General features: G+C 60.4%; 21 protein-coding genes. 15 read left to right on the top strand and 6 right to left on the bottom strand.

The genetic code is table 11. The annotated features are described in order from the left end of the window. Positions 1 to 48 precede the first annotated feature (48 nt). Positions 49 to 837, bottom strand: a complete 789-nt coding sequence (gene modE / locus LG383_RS12495; RefSeq protein WP_225759275.1) for a molybdenum-dependent transcriptional regulator — start codon at positions 835 to 837, stop codon at positions 49 to 51. 127 nt (positions 838 to 964) lie between these two features. Between modE and LG383_RS12490 the strand changes: the two genes are divergently transcribed. From LG383_RS12490 to modC, 4 genes are all read left to right on the top strand, one after another. After that, complete coding sequence (locus LG383_RS12490) at positions 965 to 1,114, top strand: AcrZ family multidrug efflux pump-associated protein (protein ID WP_032617112.1); 150 nt, start codon at positions 965 to 967, stop codon at positions 1,112 to 1,114. Between the two features lie 179 nt (positions 1,115 to 1,293). Beyond that, on the top strand, positions 1,294 to 2,070 hold the full coding sequence (modA, locus tag LG383_RS12485; protein ID WP_106992397.1) for a molybdate ABC transporter substrate-binding protein: 777 nt from the start codon (positions 1,294 to 1,296) through the stop codon (positions 2,068 to 2,070). Beyond that, positions 2,067 to 2,756, top strand: coding sequence for a molybdate ABC transporter permease subunit (gene modB, locus LG383_RS12480; RefSeq protein ID WP_106992398.1), 690 nt, complete (start codon positions 2,067 to 2,069; stop codon positions 2,754 to 2,756). The genes modA and modB overlap by 4 nt, the downstream gene beginning before the upstream one ends. Before the next feature lie 2 nt (positions 2,757 to 2,758). Continuing rightward, positions 2,759 to 3,817 (top strand): molybdenum ABC transporter ATP-binding protein ModC, encoded by a 1,059-nt coding sequence (gene modC / locus LG383_RS12475; RefSeq protein WP_225759274.1) that lies wholly within the window; start codon positions 2,759 to 2,761, stop codon positions 3,815 to 3,817. On the opposite strand, the gene LG383_RS12470 is transcribed toward modC, so the two are convergent. Next, positions 3,818 to 4,636: a pyridoxal phosphatase gene (locus LG383_RS12470; protein WP_106992400.1), complete on the bottom strand. Its 819-nt coding sequence runs from the start codon at positions 4,634 to 4,636 to the stop codon at positions 3,818 to 3,820. 153 nt (positions 4,637 to 4,789) lie between these two features. Here LG383_RS12470 and pgl point away from each other — a divergent pair, with 153 nt between their 5' ends. Then, positions 4,790 to 5,785, top strand: coding sequence for a 6-phosphogluconolactonase (gene pgl, locus LG383_RS12465; protein ID WP_106992401.1), 996 nt, complete (start codon positions 4,790 to 4,792; stop codon positions 5,783 to 5,785). Positions 5,786 to 5,918: 133 nt separating this feature from the next. Here the strand turns inward: pgl and LG383_RS12460 are convergent, their stop codons facing one another. Next, a complete protein-coding gene (locus LG383_RS12460) occupies positions 5,919 to 7,223 on the bottom strand; it encodes a putative acyl-CoA thioester hydrolase (RefSeq protein WP_370635150.1) in 1,305 nt (434 codons plus the stop codon). Between the two features lie 203 nt (positions 7,224 to 7,426). Between LG383_RS12460 and hutI the strand changes: the two genes are divergently transcribed. From hutI to hutH, 5 genes are all read left to right on the top strand, one after another. Further along, positions 7,427 to 8,650 (top strand): imidazolonepropionase, encoded by a 1,224-nt coding sequence (gene hutI, locus LG383_RS12455; RefSeq protein ID WP_225759531.1) that lies wholly within the window; start codon positions 7,427 to 7,429, stop codon positions 8,648 to 8,650. Further along, a complete protein-coding gene (gene hutG / locus LG383_RS12450) occupies positions 8,647 to 9,585 on the top strand; it encodes a formimidoylglutamase (protein WP_225759272.1) in 939 nt (312 codons plus the stop codon). The genes hutI and hutG overlap by 4 nt, the downstream gene beginning before the upstream one ends. A gap of 44 nt (positions 9,586 to 9,629) precedes the next feature. Next, a complete protein-coding gene (locus LG383_RS12445; RefSeq protein WP_106992405.1) occupies positions 9,630 to 10,364 on the top strand; it encodes a histidine utilization repressor in 735 nt (244 codons plus the stop codon). A gap of 125 nt (positions 10,365 to 10,489) precedes the next feature. Beyond that, complete coding sequence (hutU, locus tag LG383_RS12440; RefSeq protein ID WP_225759271.1) at positions 10,490 to 12,175, top strand: urocanate hydratase; 1,686 nt, start codon at positions 10,490 to 10,492, stop codon at positions 12,173 to 12,175. Then, positions 12,175 to 13,695 (top strand): histidine ammonia-lyase, encoded by a 1,521-nt coding sequence (gene hutH, locus LG383_RS12435; RefSeq protein WP_225759270.1) that lies wholly within the window; start codon positions 12,175 to 12,177, stop codon positions 13,693 to 13,695. Before hutU ends, hutH begins: the two co-directional genes overlap by 1 nt. Before the next feature lie 97 nt (positions 13,696 to 13,792). Here the strand turns inward: hutH and LG383_RS12430 are convergent, their stop codons facing one another. Continuing rightward, positions 13,793 to 14,269, bottom strand: coding sequence for a kinase inhibitor (locus LG383_RS12430; RefSeq protein ID WP_166181899.1), 477 nt, complete (start codon positions 14,267 to 14,269; stop codon positions 13,793 to 13,795). Between the two features lie 44 nt (positions 14,270 to 14,313). Beyond that, positions 14,314 to 15,621 (bottom strand): adenosylmethionine--8-amino-7-oxononanoate transaminase, encoded by a 1,308-nt coding sequence (gene bioA, locus LG383_RS12425; RefSeq protein WP_225759269.1) that lies wholly within the window; start codon positions 15,619 to 15,621, stop codon positions 14,314 to 14,316. Positions 15,622 to 15,690: 69 nt separating this feature from the next. Between bioA and bioB the strand changes: the two genes are divergently transcribed. The 4 genes from bioB to bioD are packed head-to-tail and all read left to right on the top strand — an operon-like array spanning position 15,691 to position 19,342. Then, entirely contained in the window at positions 15,691 to 16,731 is a 1,041-nt protein-coding gene (bioB, locus tag LG383_RS12420; protein ID WP_225759268.1) for a biotin synthase BioB, read from the top strand. After that, positions 16,728 to 17,885 carry an 8-amino-7-oxononanoate synthase gene (gene bioF, locus LG383_RS12415; protein ID WP_225759267.1) on the top strand — a complete coding sequence of 386 codons (1,158 nt, stop codon included), beginning with the start codon at positions 16,728 to 16,730 and terminating at the stop codon, positions 17,883 to 17,885. The genes bioB and bioF overlap by 4 nt, the downstream gene beginning before the upstream one ends. Next, positions 17,869 to 18,624: a malonyl-ACP O-methyltransferase BioC gene (bioC, locus tag LG383_RS12410; protein ID WP_225759266.1), complete on the top strand. Its 756-nt coding sequence runs from the start codon at positions 17,869 to 17,871 to the stop codon at positions 18,622 to 18,624. The genes bioF and bioC overlap by 17 nt, the downstream gene beginning before the upstream one ends. Continuing rightward, complete coding sequence (gene bioD / locus LG383_RS12405; protein WP_225759265.1) at positions 18,617 to 19,342, top strand: dethiobiotin synthase; 726 nt, start codon at positions 18,617 to 18,619, stop codon at positions 19,340 to 19,342. The genes bioC and bioD overlap by 8 nt, the downstream gene beginning before the upstream one ends. Here the strand turns inward: bioD and LG383_RS12400 are convergent. Continuing rightward, on the bottom strand, positions 19,281 to 19,979 hold the full coding sequence (locus LG383_RS12400) for an ABC transporter ATP-binding protein (RefSeq protein ID WP_225759264.1): 699 nt from the start codon (positions 19,977 to 19,979) through the stop codon (positions 19,281 to 19,283). The genes bioD and LG383_RS12400 overlap by 62 nt on opposite strands. Positions 19,980 to 20,724: 745 nt before the next feature. Between LG383_RS12400 and uvrB the strand changes: the two genes are divergently transcribed. Then, positions 20,725 to 22,740, top strand: coding sequence for an excinuclease ABC subunit UvrB (uvrB, locus tag LG383_RS12395; RefSeq protein ID WP_225759263.1), 2,016 nt, complete (start codon positions 20,725 to 20,727; stop codon positions 22,738 to 22,740). Positions 22,741 to 22,768 lie beyond the last annotated feature (28 nt).

Here is a 22,768-nt window from a genome sequence, read left to right as displayed (position 1 = left end):
AGCAATAAGTCTCAGGGATACCCACTGTCGGCGCGAATGTCAATGCGCTTAGCACAACGTGGCGATAATCACCCGGTCAGCATTAAAATATGCCGTCGCCTCAGCACCTTCTTCTAAACCCTGGCTCTGGGCCAGGGGCAGAGTGGCGCAGAGCGTCTGGCCATCGGGCAGGGTCATCAGCACTTCACACTGCTCGTCGCCACGATCGATATGGTTGATGATCCCCGGCAGCTGGTTATCCGCCTGCTTCGCCGTTTCATTGTCCTGAGTGATGCTGACCCAGGGCGCTTTCAGCAGCACCAGCACCTCTTTACCCTCATCCAGCCCCAGCCGCTTGCCGCTCCGGGCAGTAATCGCCGCTTTCAGGCGGGTGGTGCCGTCGGCAAGCAAGATCTCCACATGCTGTTGCACCTGGTCGTCGTCGCGGGCGGTAACGGTACCAAACCACTGATTGCGGGCGCTGGTCTGTAAAGAGAAACGCGAGATGGCACCGAGCAGGCTGTCCAGCGGCAGGGCGTCGTCATGGCTTAAGACATCGAAGGCTTTCTGTTGGATCTGCGCCAGCAGGTCATAGAGCTGGATCAGCCGCTGTCCGTAGCGCGTCAGGATCGCACCGCCGCCGCCTTTGCCGCCGGTGGCGCGATCGACCAGGGGGTGTTCGCTTAGGGTATTCATCTCGTTGATAGCATCCCAGGCGCTTTTGTAGCTAATGCCGGCGTTCTTTGCTCCCTGGCTGATGGAGCCGGTCTGCGCGATCTGTTTAAGCAGGGCGATGCGGCGGGGATCGGCAAACAGTTTTTGCTGAAGACGTAGGGTGAGGAGAATTTCGGCCTGCATAACAATGTCCTGGCAAAAGGGGTATTGTGACGGAATTCGTTTTATGCGCAAACTGTACCGCACAAAAGGGGATGTATTTCTCGCTTTTCCGGTTAGAATGAAGCATTCACATTGTCTGGAGAAAGCCATGTTAGAGTTGCTGAAAAGTCTGGTATTCGCCGTAATCATGGTGCCAGTGGTGATGGCTATCATCCTCGGTGCTATTTACGGTCTGGGTGAGGTGTTCAACATCTTTTCCAATGTCGGCCACAGAAAACAGCCGAAAAAGCAGAATTAATTCCCTGTAAAAACGCCCGGTTCCGCCGGGCGTTTTGCTCTCAAGTTTCCCCCCTCCGCGCCGATATTATTTTTGGCATCAATTTGATCTACTCACCGATCGGTACGATTTAACGCTGGGCAAACCCTGGGGTTATCGTTATATTTCGCTGTATATAACGAAACTCAAAGGAGCTAAAGATGGCACGTGCATGGTTACGCCTTTTCGCAGGGGCAACGCTGACCCTCACCCTGACCGGGCATGCCCTGGCGGATGAGGGCAAAGTTACCGTCTTCGCGGCGGCCTCCCTGACAAACGCGATGCAGGATATTGCAGCGGCGTATAAAAAAGAGAAAGACGTTGAGGTGGTATCGTCATTTGCCTCTTCCTCGACCCTGGCGCGTCAAATTGAAGCGGGCGCGCCTGCGGACCTGTTTATCTCTGCCGATCAGAAATGGATGGATTACGCCGTCGGGAAAAAAGCGATAGATACCGCCAGTCGTGCAACTCTGCTCGGCAATAGCCTGGTGGTCGTGGCACCGAAAGCGAGTGCTCAGGGCGAGATCGCCATCAATAAAGAGACCAACTGGACCAGCCTGCTGAAAGAGGGGCGTCTGGCGGTGGGCGATCCGGACCACGTGCCGGCGGGCATTTACGCCAAAGAGGCGCTGCAAAAACTGGGGGCCTGGGAGACGCTGTCGCCAAAACTGGCCCCGGCAGAAGATGTGCGCGGTGCCCTGGCGCTGGTGGAGCGCAACGAAGCGCCGCTGGGGATCGTTTACGGTTCCGATGCGGTTGCCGGAAAAGGGGTGAAAGTGGTCGGGACCTTCCCGGAAGACTCGCACAAGAAAGTGGAATATCCTGTCGCCATCGTCGATGGACATAAAAACGCGACCGTCAGCGCCTTCTACGAGTATCTGAAGGGGCCGCAGGCGTCGGCAATCTTTAAACGTTACGGATTTACGACTCACGAATGATATTGACCGATCCTGAATGGCAGGCCGTGCTGCTGAGCCTGAAAGTCTCTTCCCTCGCGGTTGCATTTAGTTTGCCCTTTGGGATCTTTTTCGCCTGGTTGCTGGTCCGCTGTAAGTTCCCCGGTAAAGCGCTCCTCGACAGCGTTTTGCATCTGCCGCTGGTGCTGCCGCCAGTGGTAGTCGGCTATTTGCTGCTCATCGCTATGGGGCGCCGCGGGTTTATCGGTGAGCGTCTGTACGAGTGGTTTGGCCTGAGCTTTGCCTTCAGCTGGCGCGGGGCGGTAATGGCCGCCGCGGTGATGTCATTCCCGCTGATGGTGCGGGCGATCCGCCTGGCGCTGGAAGGGGTGGATATGAAACTTGAGCAGGCCGCCCGCACGCTGGGGGCCGGGCGCTGGCGCGTCTTCCTGACCATCACGCTTCCCCTGACGTTGCCGGGCATTATTGTCGGCACCGTGTTGGCCTTTGCCCGCTCGCTGGGGGAGTTTGGCGCGACCATCACCTTTGTCTCCAATATTCCCGGCGAAACCCGCACCCTCCCCTCGGCGATGTATACCCTGATTCAGACCCCCGGTGGCGAAGGCGCCGCCGCGCGTCTGTGTATTATCTCCATTGTGCTGGCGATGGTGTCGCTGCTGGTGTCGGAGTGGCTGGCCCGTGTAAGTCGTGAACGGATGGGGAACTGACCATGCTGGAACTCAATTTCACCCAGACCCTGGGCGAGCACTGCCTGACCCTCAACGAAACCCTGCCTGCCAGCGGGATCACCGCCATTTTTGGCGTCTCCGGGGCAGGGAAGACCTCGCTGATCAATGCCATCAGCGGACTGACCCGGCCCCAGTCTGGCCGCATCGTGCTCAACGATCGGGTGCTGAATGACGTCGAAAAGCGCATTTACCTGACCCCGGAAAAGCGCCGGATTGGCTATGTCTTCCAGGATGCGCGGCTGTTCCCGCACTACAAGGTGCTGGGCAACCTGCGTTACGGCATGGCGAAAAGCATGGCCGGACAGTTCGATAAGCTGGTGGCCCTGCTGGGCATTGAGCACCTGCTTGATCGGCTGCCGTCATCGCTGTCGGGCGGGGAAAAACAGCGCGTGGCGATAGGCCGGGCTCTTCTCACCGCCCCGGAACTGCTGCTGCTGGACGAACCGCTGGCGTCGCTGGATATCCCCCGCAAGCGTGAGCTGCTGCCCTATCTGCAGCGCCTGGCGCGCGAAATTAATATCCCGATGCTATATGTCAGCCACTCGCTGGATGAGATCCTGCATCTGGCCGATAAGGTGCTGGTGCTTGAGAACGGCAGCGTGAAGGCGTTCGGTAATCTGGAAGAGGTGTGGGGCAGCAGCGTGATGCATCCCTGGCTGCCGCCGGAGCAGCAGAGCAGCATTATGAAGGTGAGCGTGCTGGAGCACCATCCCCACTACGCCATGACCGCTCTGGCGATTGGCGATCAGCATGTCTGGGTGAATAAGCTGGATAAACCGCTGCACACTAACCTGCGCGTTCGCATTCAGGCGTCGGATGTTTCGCTGGTGCTGCAGCCCCCGTTACAGAGCAGCATCCGTAACATTCTGCGCGCCAAAGTGGCCCAGTGTTACGACGATAATGGTCAGGTTGAGGTCCAGCTGGAAATCGGCAGCCGCACGCTATGGGCGCGCATCAGCCCGTGGGCCAGGGATGAACTGGGGATCAAGCCTGGCCTCTGGCTCTACGCGCAGATCAAGAGCGTGTCGATCACCACCTGATCACACCAGGTGGGTATAGATGAATTGCGCGATGCTGTCAGTGGTGTTGTCGCCAATCACAATGTTGGCGCGTGCTTTGACGGCGTCGTCCGCATTCCCCATCGCCACTCCGGTTCCGGCCGCTTCCAGCATACTGATGTCATTGTAATTATCGCCAAAGGCAATGACATCCTTCATTGACCCGCCGATAGATTCCACATACTGCGCCAGGCGCTTGCCTTTGCTATTGCCTTTGCGGGCGATATCCACCTGATCGTGCCAGGACCATTCGCACTCCAGGCCCAGCGTCTGCTCCACGTGTTTAGCGAAGGCGTTCAGCTTAGTGGTGTCCTCATCGGTGAGGGCGAATTTCCAGATGGCGTTAACCTCCCGGGCCGCCTGCGCCAGCGACGGCACCTGAGTGAACACTGGACGCTGCGCTTCCGGCAGCGACAGCGCCCAGTTGCTGGTGCGGATCACGTGGCCGGTCGGGCGTTCGTAAAGCATCGCGTCGTCGACATACATCAGACCATGAATGGCGTGTTCATCGAGCAGATCAATCAGTTGCAGCGCCTGGGGAACCGGCAGCGGATCGGCCTGCAGAACCTTTTTTGCTTGATAATCATACAAATAGGTGCCATTACAACAAATTGCAGGTGTATCCAGCGCCAGTGCCTGATAAAAAGGATGAATCGCAACATGATGACGACCGGTCACGATGAGGAGCTGGTATCCCACTTCCTGAGCACGTTTCAGTGCCTCAAGCGAAGAGGGGAGCAGGGTTTTTTGCGGGGTTAACAGCGTACCGTCTAAATCCAGTGCAATCACACGCGAGGTCATTTGATCTTCCGGGTTAATGTTGAAAGGGCAGAATGAGCAGATGGTACACCGCGCAACTAACGCTGCAAAATTCCTGGTTAAAATTCAGCATTCACCGTTAAAAAAGACTATCCTGGTACATTACTTTTACGCGCAGTGAGGAAAGGAGCATTCATGAAACAAACCGTTTATACCGCTAGTCCTGAAAGCCAGCAGATCCATGTCTGGCGTCTGAATCCCGAAGGTACACTCACCCTGGTTCAGGTCGTCGATGTTCCCGGCCAGGTTCAGCCGATGGCGATCAGCCCGGATAAACGTTTCCTGTATGTGGGTGTGCGTCCGGAATTCCGGGTGCTCGCGTACCGTATCTCTCCTGACGATGGCGCCCTGACGTACACGGCCGAAGCGGCCCTGCCAGGTAGCCCGACCCATATCTCAACCGATCTGCAGGGGCGCTTTATCTTCAGCGGCTCTTACAACGCTGGTTGCGTCAGCGTGACCCGCCTGGATGACGGCATCCCGACGGAGACCGTTGAGGTGGTTGAAGGCCTGGAAGGGTGCCACTCAGCTAACATCTCTCCGGATAACCGTACCCTGTGGGTACCGGCGCTGAAACAGGATCGTATCTGCCTGTTTACGCTGGGTGATGACGGCAAACTGGCGGCGCAAACGCCGGCGGAAGTGACCACCGTTGAAGGTGCTGGCCCGCGTCATATGGCGTTCCACCCGAACCAGAAATTTGCCTACGTGGTGAACGAGCTGAACTGCTCGGTGGACGTCTGGGCGCTGCGCGATCCGCACGGCAATATCGAGTGTGTCCAGACCCTGGACATGATGCCAGCTGACTTCACCGATACGCGCTGGGGGGCAGATATCCACATCACCCCTGACGGACGCCATCTCTATACCTGCGACCGTACTTCCAGCCTGATCACCATTTTCAGCATCTCTGAAGATGGTAGCGTGCTGGCTATCGAAGGCTTCCAGCCGACCGAGACCCAGCCGCGCGGCTTTAACGTCGATCACAGCGGTAAATTCCTGATTGCGGCGGGTCAAAAATCGCACCATATCGCACTGTATGAGATTCAGGGCGAGCAGGGGCTGCTGGAAGAGAAGGGACGTTATGCCGTCGGCCAGGGGCCAATGTGGGTGGTGGTTAACGCTTACTAAGGCGGATGAAATAAAAAAACCTCGCACATGCGAGGTTTTTTTATGCCGGGTGGCGCTGCGCTTACCCGGCCTACGAAACACATCGTAGGCCCGTGCAAGCAAAGCGCCGCCGGGCATTGCTTTGCTAATCCGATTACTGCTTCGGTTCTGCGATCACTTTGCTACCCACACCGCGGTTGTTGTATTCCCACATGCGGTTGAAGTTAGCTTCGTTGAGGTTACGCTGCACGTTGCCTTTGTCATCCACCGCACCGGTATTACCCGCGTACGGACGCTGAGAGACAGCCGCGTTGCCCCATGGTTTTGCCATGTTGAAGCCTTCGTTGATCACGCTGTCGCGGATCACCACCTGGCCATTAGTGGCAGAATCCACATCCAGCGAGCGGCCCAGCTGTGCCACACCGTCACCCATCGCGGTAAAGCGACTGTTCACCGCCAGGAAGCCGTAGAACATGTTCGACAGGGTGGCTGGCGCAAAGACATAGCCTTCCTGTTGAGTACGGCTGTTCATCACGCGGAAATCGGTGTTATCAAACACCACGGCACCGCGCCCGGAGACAATATCCACATCGCCTTCGATGTAGCTGTTGGTGACCAGCGTACGGGTAATGCGGTTGCTTTTCAGGGTGTTCTCAACGCCACTGTTGGTGACGAAGAAAGTGTTCTGACGACCCAGAATATTCACCTTGTCGATCTGCACCTGATCGCCATCGCTGCGCAGGGCTACCGCCTGGTGGTTACCGGCATCAACGCTGTCACCCAGATTGTTTTCAATCGTCAGGTTCTGCAGCTGCAGGCCGTTGTTCTGCGACCAGAAGACCGCAGAACACATCACGCCAACGGTGGCGCTGTGCTTGCTCTGGCAACGGTCAAACATGTACCAGGCCGGTTTACCCGGCATGTATTTACCGCCCGGGTTAACCAGACGACGCCAGGTGGCGGTATCGATTTCGGAGTCGATCGCCAGACCAATTTTCACATCAATCGGTTTTTCGCCCGTCCCGTACAGGGTCACGCTACCTGGTGCGGCAGGCACATACACGGTGCCTTCGTATTCGCCTGGTAAAATGGCGATGTACTGACGGGAGCTGCTGTGCTTGGCAATGGCTGCGTCAACTGCCGCCTGAATGGTGGTATGCGTAACACCCTGGGTTCCCGCCGGGCCAACCACAAAGTTTGGCTGCGCTGGCAGTCGAATAGCGTACGGGCTCCACGGCGTCGCGTTAGGATCCATGGCCGTAAAGTAGCGAGCCTGCTGGAAGTTTTTCGCTTCTTCGGCAGAAAGGATCGGGCGGGAAGCCGTGCCAGGTGCAGCCTGCTCTGAAGGCAGTTGATCCGGCGGAGTAGAGCTGCACGCAGACAACGTCACGCCAAATGCGAGGGCCAGCGCCAGACGAGAAATCCTGGAAATGTTCAAGGGAAAGCTCCTGCAAAGCATATCAATAGGGGGATAACTGAAATAGCCTGCTTTTTTATACTAAGTTGAGCGAAACGGGAAGATTAAAAGGCAAAAAGTTACTTTTTATTCCCACGCTTAGCGGGAAAGTTGTCACAAATAAATAACAATTTCGGTAAAGGCGATTGACAGGGCGACGGGAATGAAAATATATGTCTATACAACTCATGACAAGCGGAAGCCCGATGCTGCAACTTCATCCCGACGACGTAGTCTGGCGTAACCTGCGCCTCGCGACCCTGGATCCCGACCACGGCACACCTTATGGCCTGCTGGATAACCGGGCGTTAATTGTGCGCGGTGAGACCATCCTGGCGATCGTGCCTGACGCCGACCTCCCTCAGGATCTCCCCAATGCCATCAATTTACAGGGGCGGCTGGTCACGCCGGGCCTGATCGACTGCCACACCCACCTGGTGTTTGGTGGTGACCGGGCCGCCGAGTGGGAGCAGCGGCTGAACGGTGTCTCCTATCAGACCATCAGCGCCCAGGGCGGCGGGATTAACGCCACGGTGACCGCTACCCGGGAGAGTACGCCGGAGCAGCTTGAGCAGCTGGCGCAGCAGCGTTTACAGCGGCTGATGCACGAAGGGGTCACCACTATCGAAATCAAATCGGGTTATGGCCTCAACGACGAAACGGAAGAGAAGATGCTGCGCGTGGCCCAGCGTCTGGCTCAGACCAACCCCATTGAGATCAGCCCGACGCTGCTGGCCGCCCACGCCGTGCCGAAAGAGTATCGTCAGGATCCGGATGCGTACATCGCCCACGTGTGCCAGCACACCCTCCCGCAGCTGTGGGAGAAAGGCCTTTTCGACGCCGTGGATGTCTTCTGCGAGAACGTCGGCTTTACCCCAGAACAGAGCGAACGGGTATTCCAGGCGGCACAAGCCCGGGGGATCCCGATTAAAGGCCATGTTGAGCAGCTCTCAAACCTCGGCGGTACCGCGCTGGTAAGCCGCTATCACGGGTGGTCTGCCGATCATATTGAGTATCTTGATGAAGCCGGGGTAAGCGCGATGGCGCAGAGCGGCACCGTGGCGGTGTTGCTGCCCGGCGCATTCTACTTCTTGCAGGAGCGCCAGCGCCCGCCGGTTGCCCTGCTGCGCCAGCACGGGGTGCCGATGGCGGTCGCTACCGACTACAACCCCGGCACCAGCCCCTTTGCCAGCCTGCATCTGGCGATGAACATGGCCTGCGTCCAGTTTGGTTTAACCCCGGAAGAGGCGTGGGCAGGGGTGACCCGCTACGCCGCCCAGGCGCTGGGTCGCGGTGCCACGCACGGCCAGCTGAAAGCCGGGTTTGTCGCCGATCTGGCAGTCTGGGATGCGAAAAGCCCGGTGGAGATGGTGTATGAGCCGGGGCGTAATCCGCTTTATCAGCGCGTATTCAGAGGAAAAGTCCAATGAGCCTGTGGCAGCCGGTAGCACCTGATATCTGGCAGGGGCGCGACGACACCCGCGAGGCCAGCAACGCGCTGCGCCTGTTCCAGACCGTGCAACTTAGCGATTCGCCACATCCGTCCGGGGAGGGTATCGCCCTGATCGGCTTTGCCTGCGACGAAGGGGTCAGACGCAACCAGGGCCGGACCGGTGCGGCTCAGGCTCCGGATCTGTTACGCTGTGCGCTGGCGAACATGGCCAGTCATCAGGGTCACGCGCGGCTGATCGACATGGGTAACATTCACGTTGAAGGGGAGTCGCTCGAGCCCGCCCAGCAGGCGCTGAGCGAGACGGTCACCGCCTGCCAGCAGGCCGGGATGCGCACCCTGGTCTTCGGCGGTGGACATGAGACCGCCTGGGCCCACGGCCGCGGCGTGCTGGATGCGTTTCCCAACGAGCGGGTGGTGATTATCAATCTTGATGCGCATCTCGATCTGCGACATGCCAGCCAGGCGACCTCCGGGACGCCGTTCCGCCAGCTGGCGCTGTACTGCGCCGAACAGCAGCGTGAGTTTCACTATGCCTGCCTCGGCGTCAGCCGGGCGGCCAATACCCAGGCGCTGTGGGATGAAGCGGCCCGACTTAACGTCACTCTGGTGGAAGATCTCGACTTCCAGCAGCAGGCGCTACCGGTGCTGGAAAGCACCCTCAGTCATGCCGATCGGGTCTATCTCACCATCGACCTCGACGTGATGCCTGCCGGGGAGATGCCCGCCGTGTCGGCACCTGCCGCACTGGGGGTTCCGGCCCGGGATCTGCTCCCGGTCATCGAGCGAATCTGTCGCAGCGGCAAACTGCAGGCGGCGGATCTGGTGGAATTGAACCCCGGTTTTGACCGCGACGGCCAGGGAGCGAAGCTCGCCGCCCGACTGGCCTGGCAAATAGCTCACTGGTGGGCGTAAAGCCTGTATATACTCGACTTTTTATCACGGCTTAAGGAATTGCTATGTTCTCTCGCGCCCCGCAGCAGCAGGCCAACACGCCAGCCCCTTTCTATGAAAAGGTCAAACAGGCGATTAGCCATCAGATCGCCACCGGCGTCTGGCGCCCGCACGATCGCATTCCGTCCGAGGCAGAGCTGGTGGCACAGTTCGGCTTTAGCCGGATGACCATCAACCGCGCGCTGCGGGAGCTGACCGATGAGGGGCTGCTGGTGCGTCTGCAGGGGGTGGGCACCTTCGTGGCCGAGCCAAAAGGGCAGTCGGCGCTGTTTGAAATTCGCAGCATTGCCGACGAGATTGCCTCCCGCAACCATCAGCACCGTTGTGAGGTGCAGTTCCTCGAAGAGACCCAGGCCAGCGCCGCACAGGCGACGGCGTTGAACGTCAAAGAGGGAACACGTATCTTCCACTCCCTGATGCTGCATTATGAAAACGACACCCCGGTACAGATCGAGGATCGCTGCGTCAATGCCGCGCTGGTGCCGGATTACCTGCTTCAGGACTACACCGCCACCACGCCCCACGCTTATCTGTCGCTGGTCGCGCCGCTGACGGAAGGGGAGCATATCGTTGAGGCGGTGCGCGCTACCCCGCAGGAGTGCGAGCTGCTGCGCATAAAAGAGCAGGACCCCTGCCTGCTGATCCACCGCCGTACCTGGTCAGCCTCGCACATTGTGTCCCACGCCAGACTGCTGTTCCCGGGTAACCGCTACCGGCTGCAGGGTCATTTCATGTCATAAGCCAAAAGCGTGATTGCTGACGCAATATAACAAAAATGTATCTAAATTGTTAAAACCAGCCTTGTGTGCACTTGTCTATACAAGTATATCTTACTGTATATTCTGTCCCCAATGAGGAGCACACAATGTCGTCAGGAAAGTATCGCCAGCAAGAGATCCGCGCCCCCCGTGGCACCACGTTAACGGCCAAAAGCTGGCTCACCGAAGCCCCGCTGCGCATGTTGATGAACAACCTCGATCCCGACGTGGCGGAAAACCCGAATGAGCTGGTGGTGTATGGCGGGATTGGCCGCGCGGCGCGCAACTGGGCCTGCTATGACGCCATTGTCAAATCCCTCACCGAACTGGAAAACGACGAAACCCTGCTGGTGCAGTCCGGCAAACCGGTCGGCGTGTTCAAAACTCACGAAAACGCCCCGCGGGTGCTGATTGCCAACTCCAACCTGGTGCCGCACTGGGCCACCTGGGAACACTTTAACGAGCTGGATGCGAAGGGGCTGGCGATGTATGGCCAGATGACCGCCGGGAGCTGGATCTACATCGGCAGCCAGGGCATCGTCCAGGGTACTTACGAGACCTTTGTCGAGGCCGGTCGCCAGCACTATAACGGCTCCCTGAAAGGGCGTTGGGTCCTGACCGCGGGCTTAGGCGGTATGGGCGGCGCACAGCCGCTGGCGGCGACCCTGGCGGGGGCCTGCTCCCTGAACATTGAGTGCCAGCAGAGCCGCATCGATTTCCGTCTGCGTACCCGTTACGTCGATGAGCAGGCCGACTCCCTGGATGACGCCCTGGCGCGCATTAACAAATACACCCAGCAGGGCAAAGCGGTCTCGATTGCCCTGTGCGGCAACGCAGCCGATATCCTGCCGGAAATGGTGGCCCGCGGCGTGCGTCCGGACCTGGTCACCGACCAGACCAGCGCCCACGATCCGCTCCACGGCTACCTGCCCAAAGGCTGGAGTTGGGAAGCGTACCAGCAGAAAGCGCAGCAGGATCCGGAAGGCACCGTGCTGGCGGCGAAGCGTTCGATGGCCGAGCACGTCAACGCGATGCTGGCCTTCAGCCAGCAGGGTGTCCCGACCTTCGATTACGGCAACAATATTCGCCAGATGGCGAAAGAGATGGGCGTCACCAACGCCTTTGACTTCCCGGGCTTTGTTCCCGCCTATATCCGTCCGCTGTTCTGCCGTGGGATCGGCCCGTTCCGCTGGGTGGCGCTCTCCGGTGATCCGGAAGATATCTATAAAACCGACGCCAAAGTGAAAGAGATTGTCACCGATGATGAGCATCTGCATCACTGGCTGGACATGGCCCGGGAGCGCATTAGCTTCCAGGGGCTGCCGGCGCGTATCTGCTGGGTCGGGCTGGAGTGGCGCCAGAAGCTGGGCCTGGCCTTTAACGAAATGGTCCGCAGGGGGGAAGTCTCCGCGCCAATCGTCATCGGTCGCGACCATCTCGACTCCGGCTCGGTTGCCAGCCCCAACCGCGAAACCGAAGCGATGCAGGACGGCTCCGACGCGGTCTCCGACTGGCCGCTGCTGAACGCGCTGCTCAACACCGCCAGCGGCGCGACCTGGGTCTCGCTGCACCACGGCGGCGGCGTCGGGATGGGCTTCTCCCAGCATGCCGGGATGGTGATCGTCTGCGACGGCACCGATGACGCTGCGGCCCGTATTGCCCGCGTCCTGCACAACGATCCGGCGACAGGCGTAATGCGCCATGCGGATGCCGGGTATGACATTGCCATCGACTGCGCGAAAGAGCAGGGCCTGAACCTGCCGATGATCGCTGCGACACAAGGAAAACATTGATGAACGCCTTAACCCTCACTCCCGGTTCCCTGACCCTGGCCCAGCTGCGCCAGGTCTGGCAACAGCCGCTCCAGCTGACGCTCGACGAGTCGGCCCATAAGGCGATTAACGACAGCGTCGCCTGCGTTGAAGCCATTGTTGCCGAAGGGCGCACCGCCTACGGGATCAACACCGGTTTTGGCCTGCTGGCGCAAACGCGCATCGCCACCCATGATCTGGAAAATCTGCAACGTTCGCTGGTGCTGTCCCACGCGGCGGGCGTTGGCGAGCCGCTGGACGACGACATTGTGCGCCTGATGATGGTGCTGAAAATCAACAGCCTGGCGCGCGGTTTCTCCGGCATCCGCCTGAGCGTGATTCAGGCCCTGATTGCTATGGTCAATGCCGGAGTGTACCCGTGGATCCCTGCCAAAGGCTCGGTCGGCGCGTCCGGCGACCTGGCCCCGCTGGCGCACATGTCCCTGACCCTGCTCGGGGAGGGTAAAGCCCGCTACCGTGGGGAATGGTTACCGGCCACCACCGCTCTGCAAAAAGCGGGTCTGGCTCCGGTGACGCTGGCGGCGAAAGAGGGGCTGGCACTGCTGAACGGCACCCAGGCCTCCACCGCCTTTGCGTTGCGCGGCCTGTTTGAAGCCGAAGATCTGTTTGCCTCGGCGGTGGTCTGCGGGGCGCTGACCACCGAAGCGGTGCTCGGCTCCCGTCGTCCGTTCGACGCGCGCATTCATGAGGTGCGTGGCCAGCGCGGGCAGATCGACGCCGCGGCGCTGTTCCGCCACGTCCTGACCGACACCAGCGCCATTGCCGAGTCGCATCACAACTGCGACAAGGTGCAGGACCCGTACTCTCTGCGCTGTCAGCCCCAGGTGATGGGCGCCTGCCTGACCCAGATGCGCCAGGTGGCGGAGGTGCTGCTGGTGGAATCCAACGCTGTTTCCGATAACCCGCTGGTGTTCGCCGCGGAAAACGACGTGGTCTCCGGGGGCAACTTCCACGCCGAGCCGGTGGCGATGGCGGCGGATAATCTGGCCCTGGCTATCGCCGAGATCGGCGCGCTGTCGGAACGCCGTATCGCGCTGATGATGGATAAACATATGTCGCAGCTGCCGCCGTTCCTGGTGCGCAATGGCGGGGTTAACTCCGGGTTTATGATTGCCCAGGTCACCGCCGCCGCGCTGGCGAGCGAGAACAAGGCTCTGTCGCACCCGCACAGTGTGGACAGCCTGCCGACCTCGGCGAATCAGGAAGATCATGTCTCAATGGCCCCGGCAGCGGGGCGCCGTCTTTGGGAGATGGCGGGCAACACCCGCGGGGTGCTGGCGGTTGAGTGGCTGGCGGCCTGTCAGGGGGCGGATCTGCGCGATGGCCTGACCTCCAGCCCGCTGCTGGAGCAGGCGCGGCATATCCTGCGGGAGCAGGTTGCACATTATGATGACGACCGCTTCTTTGCCCCGGATATCGAGGCGGCGATTAGTCTGCTGAATAAAGGCAGTCTGGTCGGGTTGTTACCGGCCTTCCTGTAAAAACATGCCCGGTGGCGCTGCGCTTACCGGGCCTACAACACCTGGGTTTTCACGCGATTTGTAGGCCGGGTAAGGCGCAGCCGCCACCCGGCTTTTTTTATGAATACATTGCCGTAATCGACGCGCTGCCCAGGGTGTGGAAATGGACGTTAAAGCCCACCATCGCGCCGCTCGCCTCTTCATCCACCTCTATTCTCTCCACATTCAGCGCATGCACCGTGAAGATATAGCGATGGGTTTCGCCTTTCGGCGGGGCCGCGCCGCCGTATCCCGCTTTACCAAAGTCGGTGCGGGTTTCAACGGCACCCTCCGGCAGCGCCACCAGCGAGGAGCCGGAGCCCTGCGGCAGCACGCGGGTATCGGCGGGAATATTGGCGACAATCCAGTGCCACCAGCCGGAGCCGGTAGGGGCATCCGGGTCGTAGCAGGTCACAACAAAGCTTTTGGTGCCCGACGGCACCTCGTCCCACGCCAGATGCGGGGAGATGTTATCCCCCTCGTAACCCATGCCGTTAAACACATGGCGCAGCGGGAGTTTATCGCCGTCGCGCAGATCCTGACTGATAAGTTTCATCCTGTTTCTCCGTAATGAGCTCTGCCAGAAGTGTAACCTATAAACTAACGCGTAAAGTGCGCAGGCGCCTGAACGGCATCCACCACCGCCCGGGTCAGCTTGCTGAGCTGGTCCGGGCGAATCACATACGGCGGCATCAGATAGATTAACTTGCCGAACGGTCGCACCCAGACGCCGCGCGCCACGAAGAAGCGTTGCAGCGCCGCCATGTTCACCGGATGGGTGGTTTCGACAACGCCGATTGCCCCCAGCACCCGCACGTCGGCGACAAACTCAGAATCCCGCGCCACCGCCAGCTCCTCCTGCAACTGAGATTCGATGGCGGCCACCTGATCCTGCCACTCGCCGCTCTCCAGCAACGCCAGGCTCTCGCTGGCGACCGCGCAGGCCAGCGGGTTGCCCATAAAGGTCGGGCCGTGCATAAAGCAGCCTGCTTCACCGTTGCTGATGGTCTCCGCCACCTGACGGGTAGTGAGGGTAGCCGACATCGTCATGGTACCGCCGGTCAGGGCTTTGCCGAGACAGAGAATGTCCGGGGTGATGCCCGCGTGCTCGCAGGCAAACAGCTTGCCGGTACGCCCGAAGCCGGTGGCAATTTCATCGGCAATCAGCAGAATACCTTCCCGGTCGCACATCCTGCGAATACGCTTCAGCCACTCGGGATGGTACATGCGCATCCCGCCCGCGCCCTGCACGATGGGCTCGAGGATCACCGCCGCAATCTCATGACGGTGGGCGGCCATCAGGCGGGCAAAGCCGACCATATCCATCTCATCCCACGCGCCGTCAAAGCGGCTCTGCGGCGCCGGGGCGAAGAGGTTTTCCGGCAGATAGCCTTTCCACAGGCTGTGCATTGAGTTGTCGGGATCGCACACCGACATCGCGCCAAAGGTATCGCCGTGGTAGCCGTTGCGGAAGGTGATAAACCGCTGACGGCTTTCGCCCTTCGCGTGCCAGTACTGCAGGGCCATTTTCATCGCCACTTCCACCGCCACCGAGCCGGAATCGGCCAGGAAGACGCACTCCAGCGTCTCTGGGGTCATCGCCACCAGCCGACGGCAGAGATCCACTGCCGGTTGATGGGTGATCCCGCCGAACATCACGTGCGACATGCGGTCAATCTGGGCTTTCATCGCCGCGTTGAGTCGGGGGTGGTTATAGCCATGAATGGCCGCCCACCAGGAGGACATACCGTCCACCAGCTGTTCGCCGCTGGCCAAAGTCAGCTCGCAGCCGTGCGCTTCCGCTACCGGATAGACCGGCAGGGGCTGGGTCATGGAGGTGTAGGGATGCCAGATGTGTTGCCGATCGAAGGCGAGATCGTCCGTTGTCATAATCGACTTGTAAACCATTTTGAAAACATTTAGGTTTACGAGTATAAACCGAACCCATCCTGAACTAAACCCCTTTGGAGACGCCCCATGGCTCACCAGGCTCGCTGGACATTGTCGCAAGTCACTGCATTATTTGAAAAACCCCTGCTTGAACTGCTGTTTGAAGCGCAGCAGATCCACCGTCAGCACTTCGACCCGCAGCAGGTTCAGGTCAGCACCCTGCTGTCGATTAAGACCGGGGCCTGCCCGGAAGATTGCAAATACTGCCCGCAAAGCGCGCGCTACAAAACCGGTCTCGAGTCCGAACGCCTGATGGAGGTGGAGCAGGTGCTGGAGTCGGCCCGTCAGGCGAAAAACGCCGGTTCGACCCGCTTCTGCATGGGCGCGGCCTGGAAAAACCCGCACGAGCGTGACATGCCGTATCTCGAGCAGATGGTGCAGGGCGTGAAGGCGATGGGCCTCGAAGCCTGTATGACCCTCGGCACTTTGGATGACCATCAGGCCCAGCGCCTGGCTTCGGCGGGGCTGGATTACTACAACCACAACCTCGACACCTCCCCGGAGTTCTACGGCAACATCATCACCACCCGTACCTATCAGGAGCGCCTGGACACGCTGGATAAAGTGCGCGATGCGGGGATTAAGGTCTGCTCGGGCGGGATTGTCGGCTTAGGCGAAACGGTGACCGATCGCGCCGGCCTGCTGCTGCAGCTGGCGAACCTGCCGACCCCGCCGGAGAGCGTGCCGATCAACATGCTGGTGAAGGTCAAGGGCACCCCGCTGGCGGATAACGACGACGTCGACGCCTTTGATTTTATCCGCACCATTGCGGTGGCGCGGGTGATGATGCCAACCTCGTTCGTACGCCTCTCGGCGGGCCGCGAGCAGATGAACGAGCAGACCCAGGCGATGTGCTTTATGGCCGGGGCTAACTCCATCTTCTACGGGTGCAAGCTGCTCACCACCCCGAACCCGGAAGAGGACAAGGACGTGCAGCTGTTCCGCAAGCTGGGGCTGAATCCGCAGCAGACCGCGGTGCTGACCGGCGATAACGAGCAGCAGCACCAGCTCGAACAGCAGCTTTTCAACGCCGATACCGACCAGTTCTATAACGCGGCGACGGTATGACCTGGCAACAACGCATCGATGCCGCCCTCGACGCACGCCGGGCGGCAGACGCCCTGCGCGTGCGCACCCCGGTGGAGAACGGCGCCGGGCGCTTTCTCATCCGCGAGCAGCGGCGGTACTGCAACTTTTCCGGCAATGACTATCTCGGTCTGAGCCAGCACCCTGAGATTATCCGCGCCTGGCAGCAGGGTGCGGAGCAGTACGGGGTGGGCAGCGGCGGCTCCGGCCACGTCAGCGGCTACACCCATGCGCATCAGGCCCTGGAGGAGCACCTTGCCGGGTGGCTCGGCTACCCGCGCGCGCTGCTGTTTATCTCCGGCTTTGCCGCCAATCAGGCCCTGATTGCCGCCCTGACCGACAAGGACGATCGCATTGTCGCCGACCGCTTAAGCCACGCCTCGCTGCTGGAAGCCGCCAGCCATAGCCCGGCCCAACTCCGGCGCTTCGCCCATAACGATGTCGCCCAGCTGGACTCGCTGCTGGATAAACCCTGCGACGGACAACAGCTGGTGGTGACCGAGGGGATCTTCAGCATGGACGGCGACAGCGCCCCGCTGGGTGAGATCCATGCGGCGGCGCAGCGCCAGGGCAGCTGGCTGCTGGTGGACGACGCCCACGGCATCGGCGTCACCGGGCCGGAGGGGCGCGGAAGCGCCGCCAGCCAGGGCGTGAAGCCAGAACTGCTGGTGGTGACTTTTGGCAAAGGCGTCGGGGTCAGCGGGGCGGCGGTGCTGTGCAGCGACGCCGTTGCCGACTACCTGCTGCAGTTCGCCCGGCATCTGATCTACAGCACCAGCATGCCACCTGCCCAGGCGGTGGCGCTGCTGGCGGCATTTAACGTTATTCGCAGCGACGAGGGCGAAACGCGTCGGCAGCGGCTGGCGGCTTTGATCGACCAGTTCCGCGCGGGCTTGCGCGATTTGCCGGTGCAGATCACCGCCTCGCAGAGCGCCATTCAGCCGCTGATCGTCGGCGAAAACGCGCTGGCCCTGCACCTGGCGCAGAGGCTAAGAGAGCAGGGGATCTGGGTAACCGCCATTCGTCCCCCCACCGTCCCGGCGGGCACGGCGCGCCTGCGCCTGACCCTGACGGCGGCCCATCAACCGGAAGATATCACCGCGTTAGTGGAGGCGCTGCATGTCGCAGGTGAATAAACAGGCGATTGCCGCCGCCTTCGGCCGGGCGGCGCAGAGTTATTCCCGCCACGATGCACTCCAGCGGCAAAGTGCCGACGGGCTGCGGGCCCTGCTCGCAGAGAACACCTTCGCCAGCGTGCTGGATGCTGGCTGCGGCCCGGGGAGCAACAGCCTGGCATGGCGCCAGACCGGGAGCGTTGTGACGGCGATGGATCTCTGCGCCCCGATGCTGGAGGAGGCGCGCCGCAACCAGGCCGCCGATAGCTATCTGCAGGCCGATATCGAAGCCATTCCGCTGGCCGATGCGCAGTTCAGCCTGGTCTGGAGCCATCTGGCGGTGCAGTGGTGCGCCAGCCTGCCCCGGGCGCTGGCCGAGCTCTGGCGGGTGACGCAGCCGGGGGGCAAGGTGGCTTTCACCACGCTGCTCAACGGCTCGCTGCCGGAGCTCAATCAGGCCTGGCAGGCAGTGGACACCCAGCCGCACGCCAACCGGTTTCTGAGCGGGCAGCAGGTGAACGATGCCCTCTCCGGCTGGCAGTACCGCTGTGCGGTTCAGACCGTCACCCTACTGTTTGACGATGCGCTCAGCGCCATGCACTCCCTGAAGGGGATCGGTGCCACCCATCTGCACGCCGGGCGGGCCGATAAGCCGTTAACCCGCGGCCAGCTGCAGCAGCTGGCGCAGGCCTGGCCTCAGCAGGCGGGAAAATTCCCGCTCTCTTATCAACTTTTTCATGGAATTATCGAACGTGACTGAACGTTATTTTGTCACCGGTACCGACACTGAAGTCGGTAAAACCGTCGCCAGCACCGCCCTGTTACAGGCCGCACGAGCGCTGGGCCGCCACACCGCTGGCTACAAACCGGTGGCCTCCGGCAGCGAGATGACTGCGCAGGGGCTGCGCAACAGCGATGCTCTGGCATTACAGCGCAACAGCAGCCTGGCGCTGAGCTACCCGGCGGTGAACCCCTATACCTTCGCCGAGCCGACGTCGCCGCATATCGTCAGCGCTGACGAGCAGCGGCCCATTGAGTTTGCCATCCTCTCGGCAGGGTTACGGGCGCTGGAGACCCAGGCCGACTGGGTGCTGGTGGAAGGGGCGGGCGGCTGGTTCACGCCGCTGTCCCAGGAGCAGACCTTCGCCGACTGGGTGATGGCCGAGCGACTGCCGGTGATCCTGGTGGTGGGGGTGAAGTTGGGCTGTATCAACCACGCGATGCTCACCGCGCAGGCGATCCGCCAGGCGGGGCTGCATTTTGCCGGTTGGGTGGCGAACGGGGTAGTGGTGCCCGGCAAACGCCATGCCGAATACATGGCGACGCTCGAACGCGTGCTCTCCGCGCCGCTGCTGGGGGAGATCCCCTGGCTGGGCGAGCAGGCCGACACCTCAGCCGTCGGGCAATACCTCGACCTTACTGCGCTGACGCCGTCGGCCCCATCCAGTGGGCAATCATCGGGTCATCCAGCTCGCTGACCCGGCCCTGAGCCACGTTTCGCCCCCGGTAAAGCAGGCAAAAGCGATCCGCCACTCGCCGGATCAGGGAGAGGTGCTGCTCGGCCAGCAGCACCGATAGCCCGAGCTCCCGGTTGAACCTCAGCAGCAGCTGCGCCAGCTTGACGGTAAACAGCTGCCCGGTGCCGCGGCTGGGCTCGTCGAGGATCAGCAGGCGAGGGCGGGTCACCAGCGCATTCGCCAGCGCCAGCTGATACTGCTGGTCGTCGTTCAGGCCGGAGGCCCGCAGCTGGCGCAGCGGGTATAGCTCCGGAAAAAACTCAAAAACATCGCGGCTCAGCGACCCGCCCGCGATGCCTTTCGCCATCTGTGCGATATGCAGATTCTCCTCGACCGTCAGTTGCGAAAAGATCCGCCTGTCCTGCGGCACAACGCTAATTTCCGTCCCGGCCTGGTGTACTGCACCGGGAGCCTCGTGCCAGACCATGGTACCGCTGGCGATAGGCAGCAGGCCGGCAATACAGCTCACGAGGGTGGTTTTCCCCATCCCGGGTAGCCCGACGACGCCTGTGCAGACGCAAGGAGGGAGATCGAGGTCAACATTCCACAGGGTGTGGCGATCCCCGTAATACTGATTTACGGCGCGCAGGCTTAACATGGTAATGCTCCTTTTCAGGTAACGGCGACCTTGTTACTCTGCAAGACTCTTGCCACTGCCCGGGAAACGGCGATTAAAGCTCCTTTTTTAAGAATTGGCTCAAAAATCAGCACGACGAGGCCCGAACCCTGCACCGCCTCGGGGCCCTGAATGAGGTTGCTGGTGCAGGTGCTATTTTGGTTAAAATGTGAGCAGTGCCTCACCAATTCTTTCGCTGTTTTTTGTCATAAGATCGCCATAATTGGGTGATAAAAATTTTTTACCGCCCCGCTGTGGGTAAAAACCGGGAACGGGCCGAGTCACGTTCCGTATGGGCTGGAGGCAGTTATCCACTATTCCTGTGGATAACCATGTGCATTAGAGTTAGAAAACACAAGGTAAGCGAGAGAATACGCGGCCTGCGCCTGAATTGCTGCGAAACGCGTCTTTTTGAAAACTTTAATGCAGATCAACGCTTTAAATAAAAGCAATCATTGTCATCAAAGTGTCAATTTGATGGGCTACTGTCCGGCGGCTCGCCTTGACAAATGTTAAAAAACAAAAAATTCTGGGGATAACCGACCCCTGTTGGAATTTTATCCCGTTACAGCCGAAATTTTACGCAGCTTCGCTTGATTCCTGCTGGTGGTGGCACAAAATGGCGCGGATGCTACTGGGTTTATATCCAGTATAAATTACTGGCAAAAATAGCCATGAGGAGTAAAATTACACACCTGCCGTATTAACCATCATCAGGTCGCCGTTCATGAGTAAACCGTTCAAACTGAATTCCGCTTTCCGTCCTTCCGGCGATCAGCCTGAAGCGATTCGCCGTCTGAAAGAGGGGCTGGAGGATGGGCTTGCACACCAGACGCTACTGGGGGTGACGGGTTCGGGTAAAACCTTTACCGTCGCCAACGTGATCGCCGATCTGCAACGGCCGACGATGGTACTGGCGCCTAATAAAACCCTGGCCGCGCAGCTGTACGGCGAGATGAAAGAGTTCTTCCCCGATAACGCGGTGGAGTACTTCGTCTCGTACTACGACTACTATCAGCCGGAAGCCTACGTTCCGAGCTCTGATACGTTTATCGAAAAAGATGCCTCAGTGAACGAGCATATCGAGCAGATGCGTCTTTCCGCGACCAAAGCCCTGCTTGAGCGTCGTGACGTGGTGGTGGTGGCTTCGGTGTCCGCCATTTACGGCCTCGGCGACCCCGATCTCTACCTGAAGATGATGCTGCACCTCACCCAGGGGATGATTATCGATCAGCGCGCCATCCTGCGCCGTCTGGCGGAGCTGCAGTACACCCGCAACGATCAGGCGTTCCAGCGCGGTACCTTCCGCGTTCGCGGCGAGGTTATCGACATTTTCCCGGCGGAGTCGGACGACTTCGCGCTGCGTGTGGAGCTGTTCGATGAAGAGGTGGAGCGACTGTCGCTGTTTGACCCGCTGACTGGCCACGTGGAGTCGATTATTCCGCGCTTCACCGTCTACCCGAAAACCCACTACGTCACCCCGCGCGAGCGCATCGTGCAGGCGATGGAAGACATCAAGGTTGAGCTGGCGGATCGCCGCAAAACGCTGCTGGATAATAACAAGCTGCTGGAAGAGCAGCGCATCAGCCAGCGTACCCAGTTCGATCTCGAGATGATGAACGAGCTGGGCTACTGCTCCGGGATCGAAAACTATTCGCGCTATCTCTCTGGCCGTGGGCCGGGCGAGGCGCCGCCAACCCTGTTTGACTACCTGCCGGCGGATGGCCTGCTGGTGGTGGACGAATCCCACGTCACCATTCCGCAAATTGGCGGGATGTACCGCGGCGACCGGGCGCGTAAAGAGACCCTGGTGGAGTATGGCTTCCGCCTGCCGTCAGCGCTGGATAACCGTCCGATGAAGTTTGAAGAGTTTGAGGCGCTGGCGCCGCAGACCATCTACGTGTCCGCGACGCCGGGCAATTACGAGCTGGAGAAATCGGGCGACGAAGTGGTGGATCAGGTGGTGCGTCCCACCGGCCTGCTGGATCCGATTATCGAAGTGCGTCCGGTTGGCACCCAGGTGGACGATCTGCTGTCGGAGATCCGCGCCCGGGCCGCCATCAACGAGCGCGTGCTGGTCACCACCCTGACCAAACGCATGGCGGAAGATCTCACTGAATACCTCGAGGAGCACGGCGAGAAGGTGCGCTATCTGCACTCGGATATCGACACCGTGGAGCGTATGGAGATCATCCGCGACCTGCGTCTTGGCGAGTTCGACGTGCTGGTGGGGATCAACCTGCTGCGTGAAGGGCTGGATATGCCGGAGGTGTCGCTGGTGGCGATTCTGGACGCCGATAAAGAGGGCTTCCTGCGCTCCGAGCGCTCGCTGATCCAGACCATCGGTCGTGCGGCGCGTAACGTTAACGGCAAAGCGATTCTCTACGGCGACAAGATCACCCCCTCAATGGCGAAAGCGATCGGTGAAACCGAACGCCGTCGCGAGAAGCAGCAGCAGTACAACGAAGAGCACGGCATCACGCCGCAGGGGCTGAACAAGAAGGTGGTGGATATCCTCGCGCTCGGCCAGAACATCGCCAAAACCAAAGCGAAGGGCCGCGGCAAGTCACGTTCACCGGTGGAGGCCGATACCGTTGCCCTGACGCCGAAAGCGCTGCAGCAGAAAATTCACGAGCTGGAAGGGCAGATGATGCAGCATGCGCAGAACCTGGAGTTCGAAGAGGCGGCGCAGATCCGCGACCAGCTGCATCAGCTAAGGGATCTGTTTATTGCTGCGTCCTAGGTAAAAGCAAAATGGCAGCCTTCGGCTG

The organism is Leclercia sp. Marseille-Q4284 (assembly GCF_916618945.1).
GTDB classification, from domain to species: Bacteria; Pseudomonadota; Gammaproteobacteria; order Enterobacterales; family Enterobacteriaceae; genus Enterobacter; species Enterobacter tamurae.
The sequence above is the reverse complement of the archived record's forward strand: the minus strand, read 5'-3'. Positions and strand labels throughout refer to the sequence as shown.

Coding starts and splice junctions, on each gene's coding strand:
- hutI (WP_225759531.1), top strand. CDS start 7,427: ATGCTGCAACTTCATCCCGACGACGTAGTCTGGCGTAACCTGCGCCTC.
- hutU (WP_225759271.1), top strand. CDS start 10,490: ATGTCGTCAGGAAAGTATCGCCAGCAAGAGATCCGCGCCCCCCGTGGC.
- modB (WP_106992398.1), top strand. CDS start 2,067: ATGATATTGACCGATCCTGAATGGCAGGCCGTGCTGCTGAGCCTGAAA.
- bioC (WP_225759266.1), top strand. CDS start 17,869: ATGTCGCAGGTGAATAAACAGGCGATTGCCGCCGCCTTCGGCCGGGCG.
- hutG (WP_225759272.1), top strand. CDS start 8,647: ATGAGCCTGTGGCAGCCGGTAGCACCTGATATCTGGCAGGGGCGCGAC.
- hutH (WP_225759270.1), top strand. CDS start 12,175: ATGAACGCCTTAACCCTCACTCCCGGTTCCCTGACCCTGGCCCAGCTG.
- LG383_RS12460 (WP_370635150.1), bottom strand. CDS start 7,223: ATGCTTTGCAGGAGCTTTCCCTTGAACATTTCCAGGATTTCTCGTCTG.
- bioB (WP_225759268.1), top strand. CDS start 15,691: ATGGCTCACCAGGCTCGCTGGACATTGTCGCAAGTCACTGCATTATTT.
- LG383_RS12445 (WP_106992405.1), top strand. CDS start 9,630: ATGTTCTCTCGCGCCCCGCAGCAGCAGGCCAACACGCCAGCCCCTTTC.
- bioF (WP_225759267.1), top strand. CDS start 16,728: ATGACCTGGCAACAACGCATCGATGCCGCCCTCGACGCACGCCGGGCG.
- LG383_RS12470 (WP_106992400.1), bottom strand. CDS start 4,636: ATGACCTCGCGTGTGATTGCACTGGATTTAGACGGTACGCTGTTAACC.
- modA (WP_106992397.1), top strand. CDS start 1,294: ATGGCACGTGCATGGTTACGCCTTTTCGCAGGGGCAACGCTGACCCTC.
- LG383_RS12490 (WP_032617112.1), top strand. CDS start 965: ATGTTAGAGTTGCTGAAAAGTCTGGTATTCGCCGTAATCATGGTGCCA.
- modC (WP_225759274.1), top strand. CDS start 2,759: ATGCTGGAACTCAATTTCACCCAGACCCTGGGCGAGCACTGCCTGACC.
- pgl (WP_106992401.1), top strand. CDS start 4,790: ATGAAACAAACCGTTTATACCGCTAGTCCTGAAAGCCAGCAGATCCAT.
- LG383_RS12430 (WP_166181899.1), bottom strand. CDS start 14,269: ATGAAACTTATCAGTCAGGATCTGCGCGACGGCGATAAACTCCCGCTG.
- bioA (WP_225759269.1), bottom strand. CDS start 15,621: ATGGTTTACAAGTCGATTATGACAACGGACGATCTCGCCTTCGATCGG.
- uvrB (WP_225759263.1), top strand. CDS start 20,725: ATGAGTAAACCGTTCAAACTGAATTCCGCTTTCCGTCCTTCCGGCGAT.
- LG383_RS12400 (WP_225759264.1), bottom strand. CDS start 19,979: ATGTTAAGCCTGCGCGCCGTAAATCAGTATTACGGGGATCGCCACACC.
- modE (WP_225759275.1), bottom strand. CDS start 837: ATGCAGGCCGAAATTCTCCTCACCCTACGTCTTCAGCAAAAACTGTTT.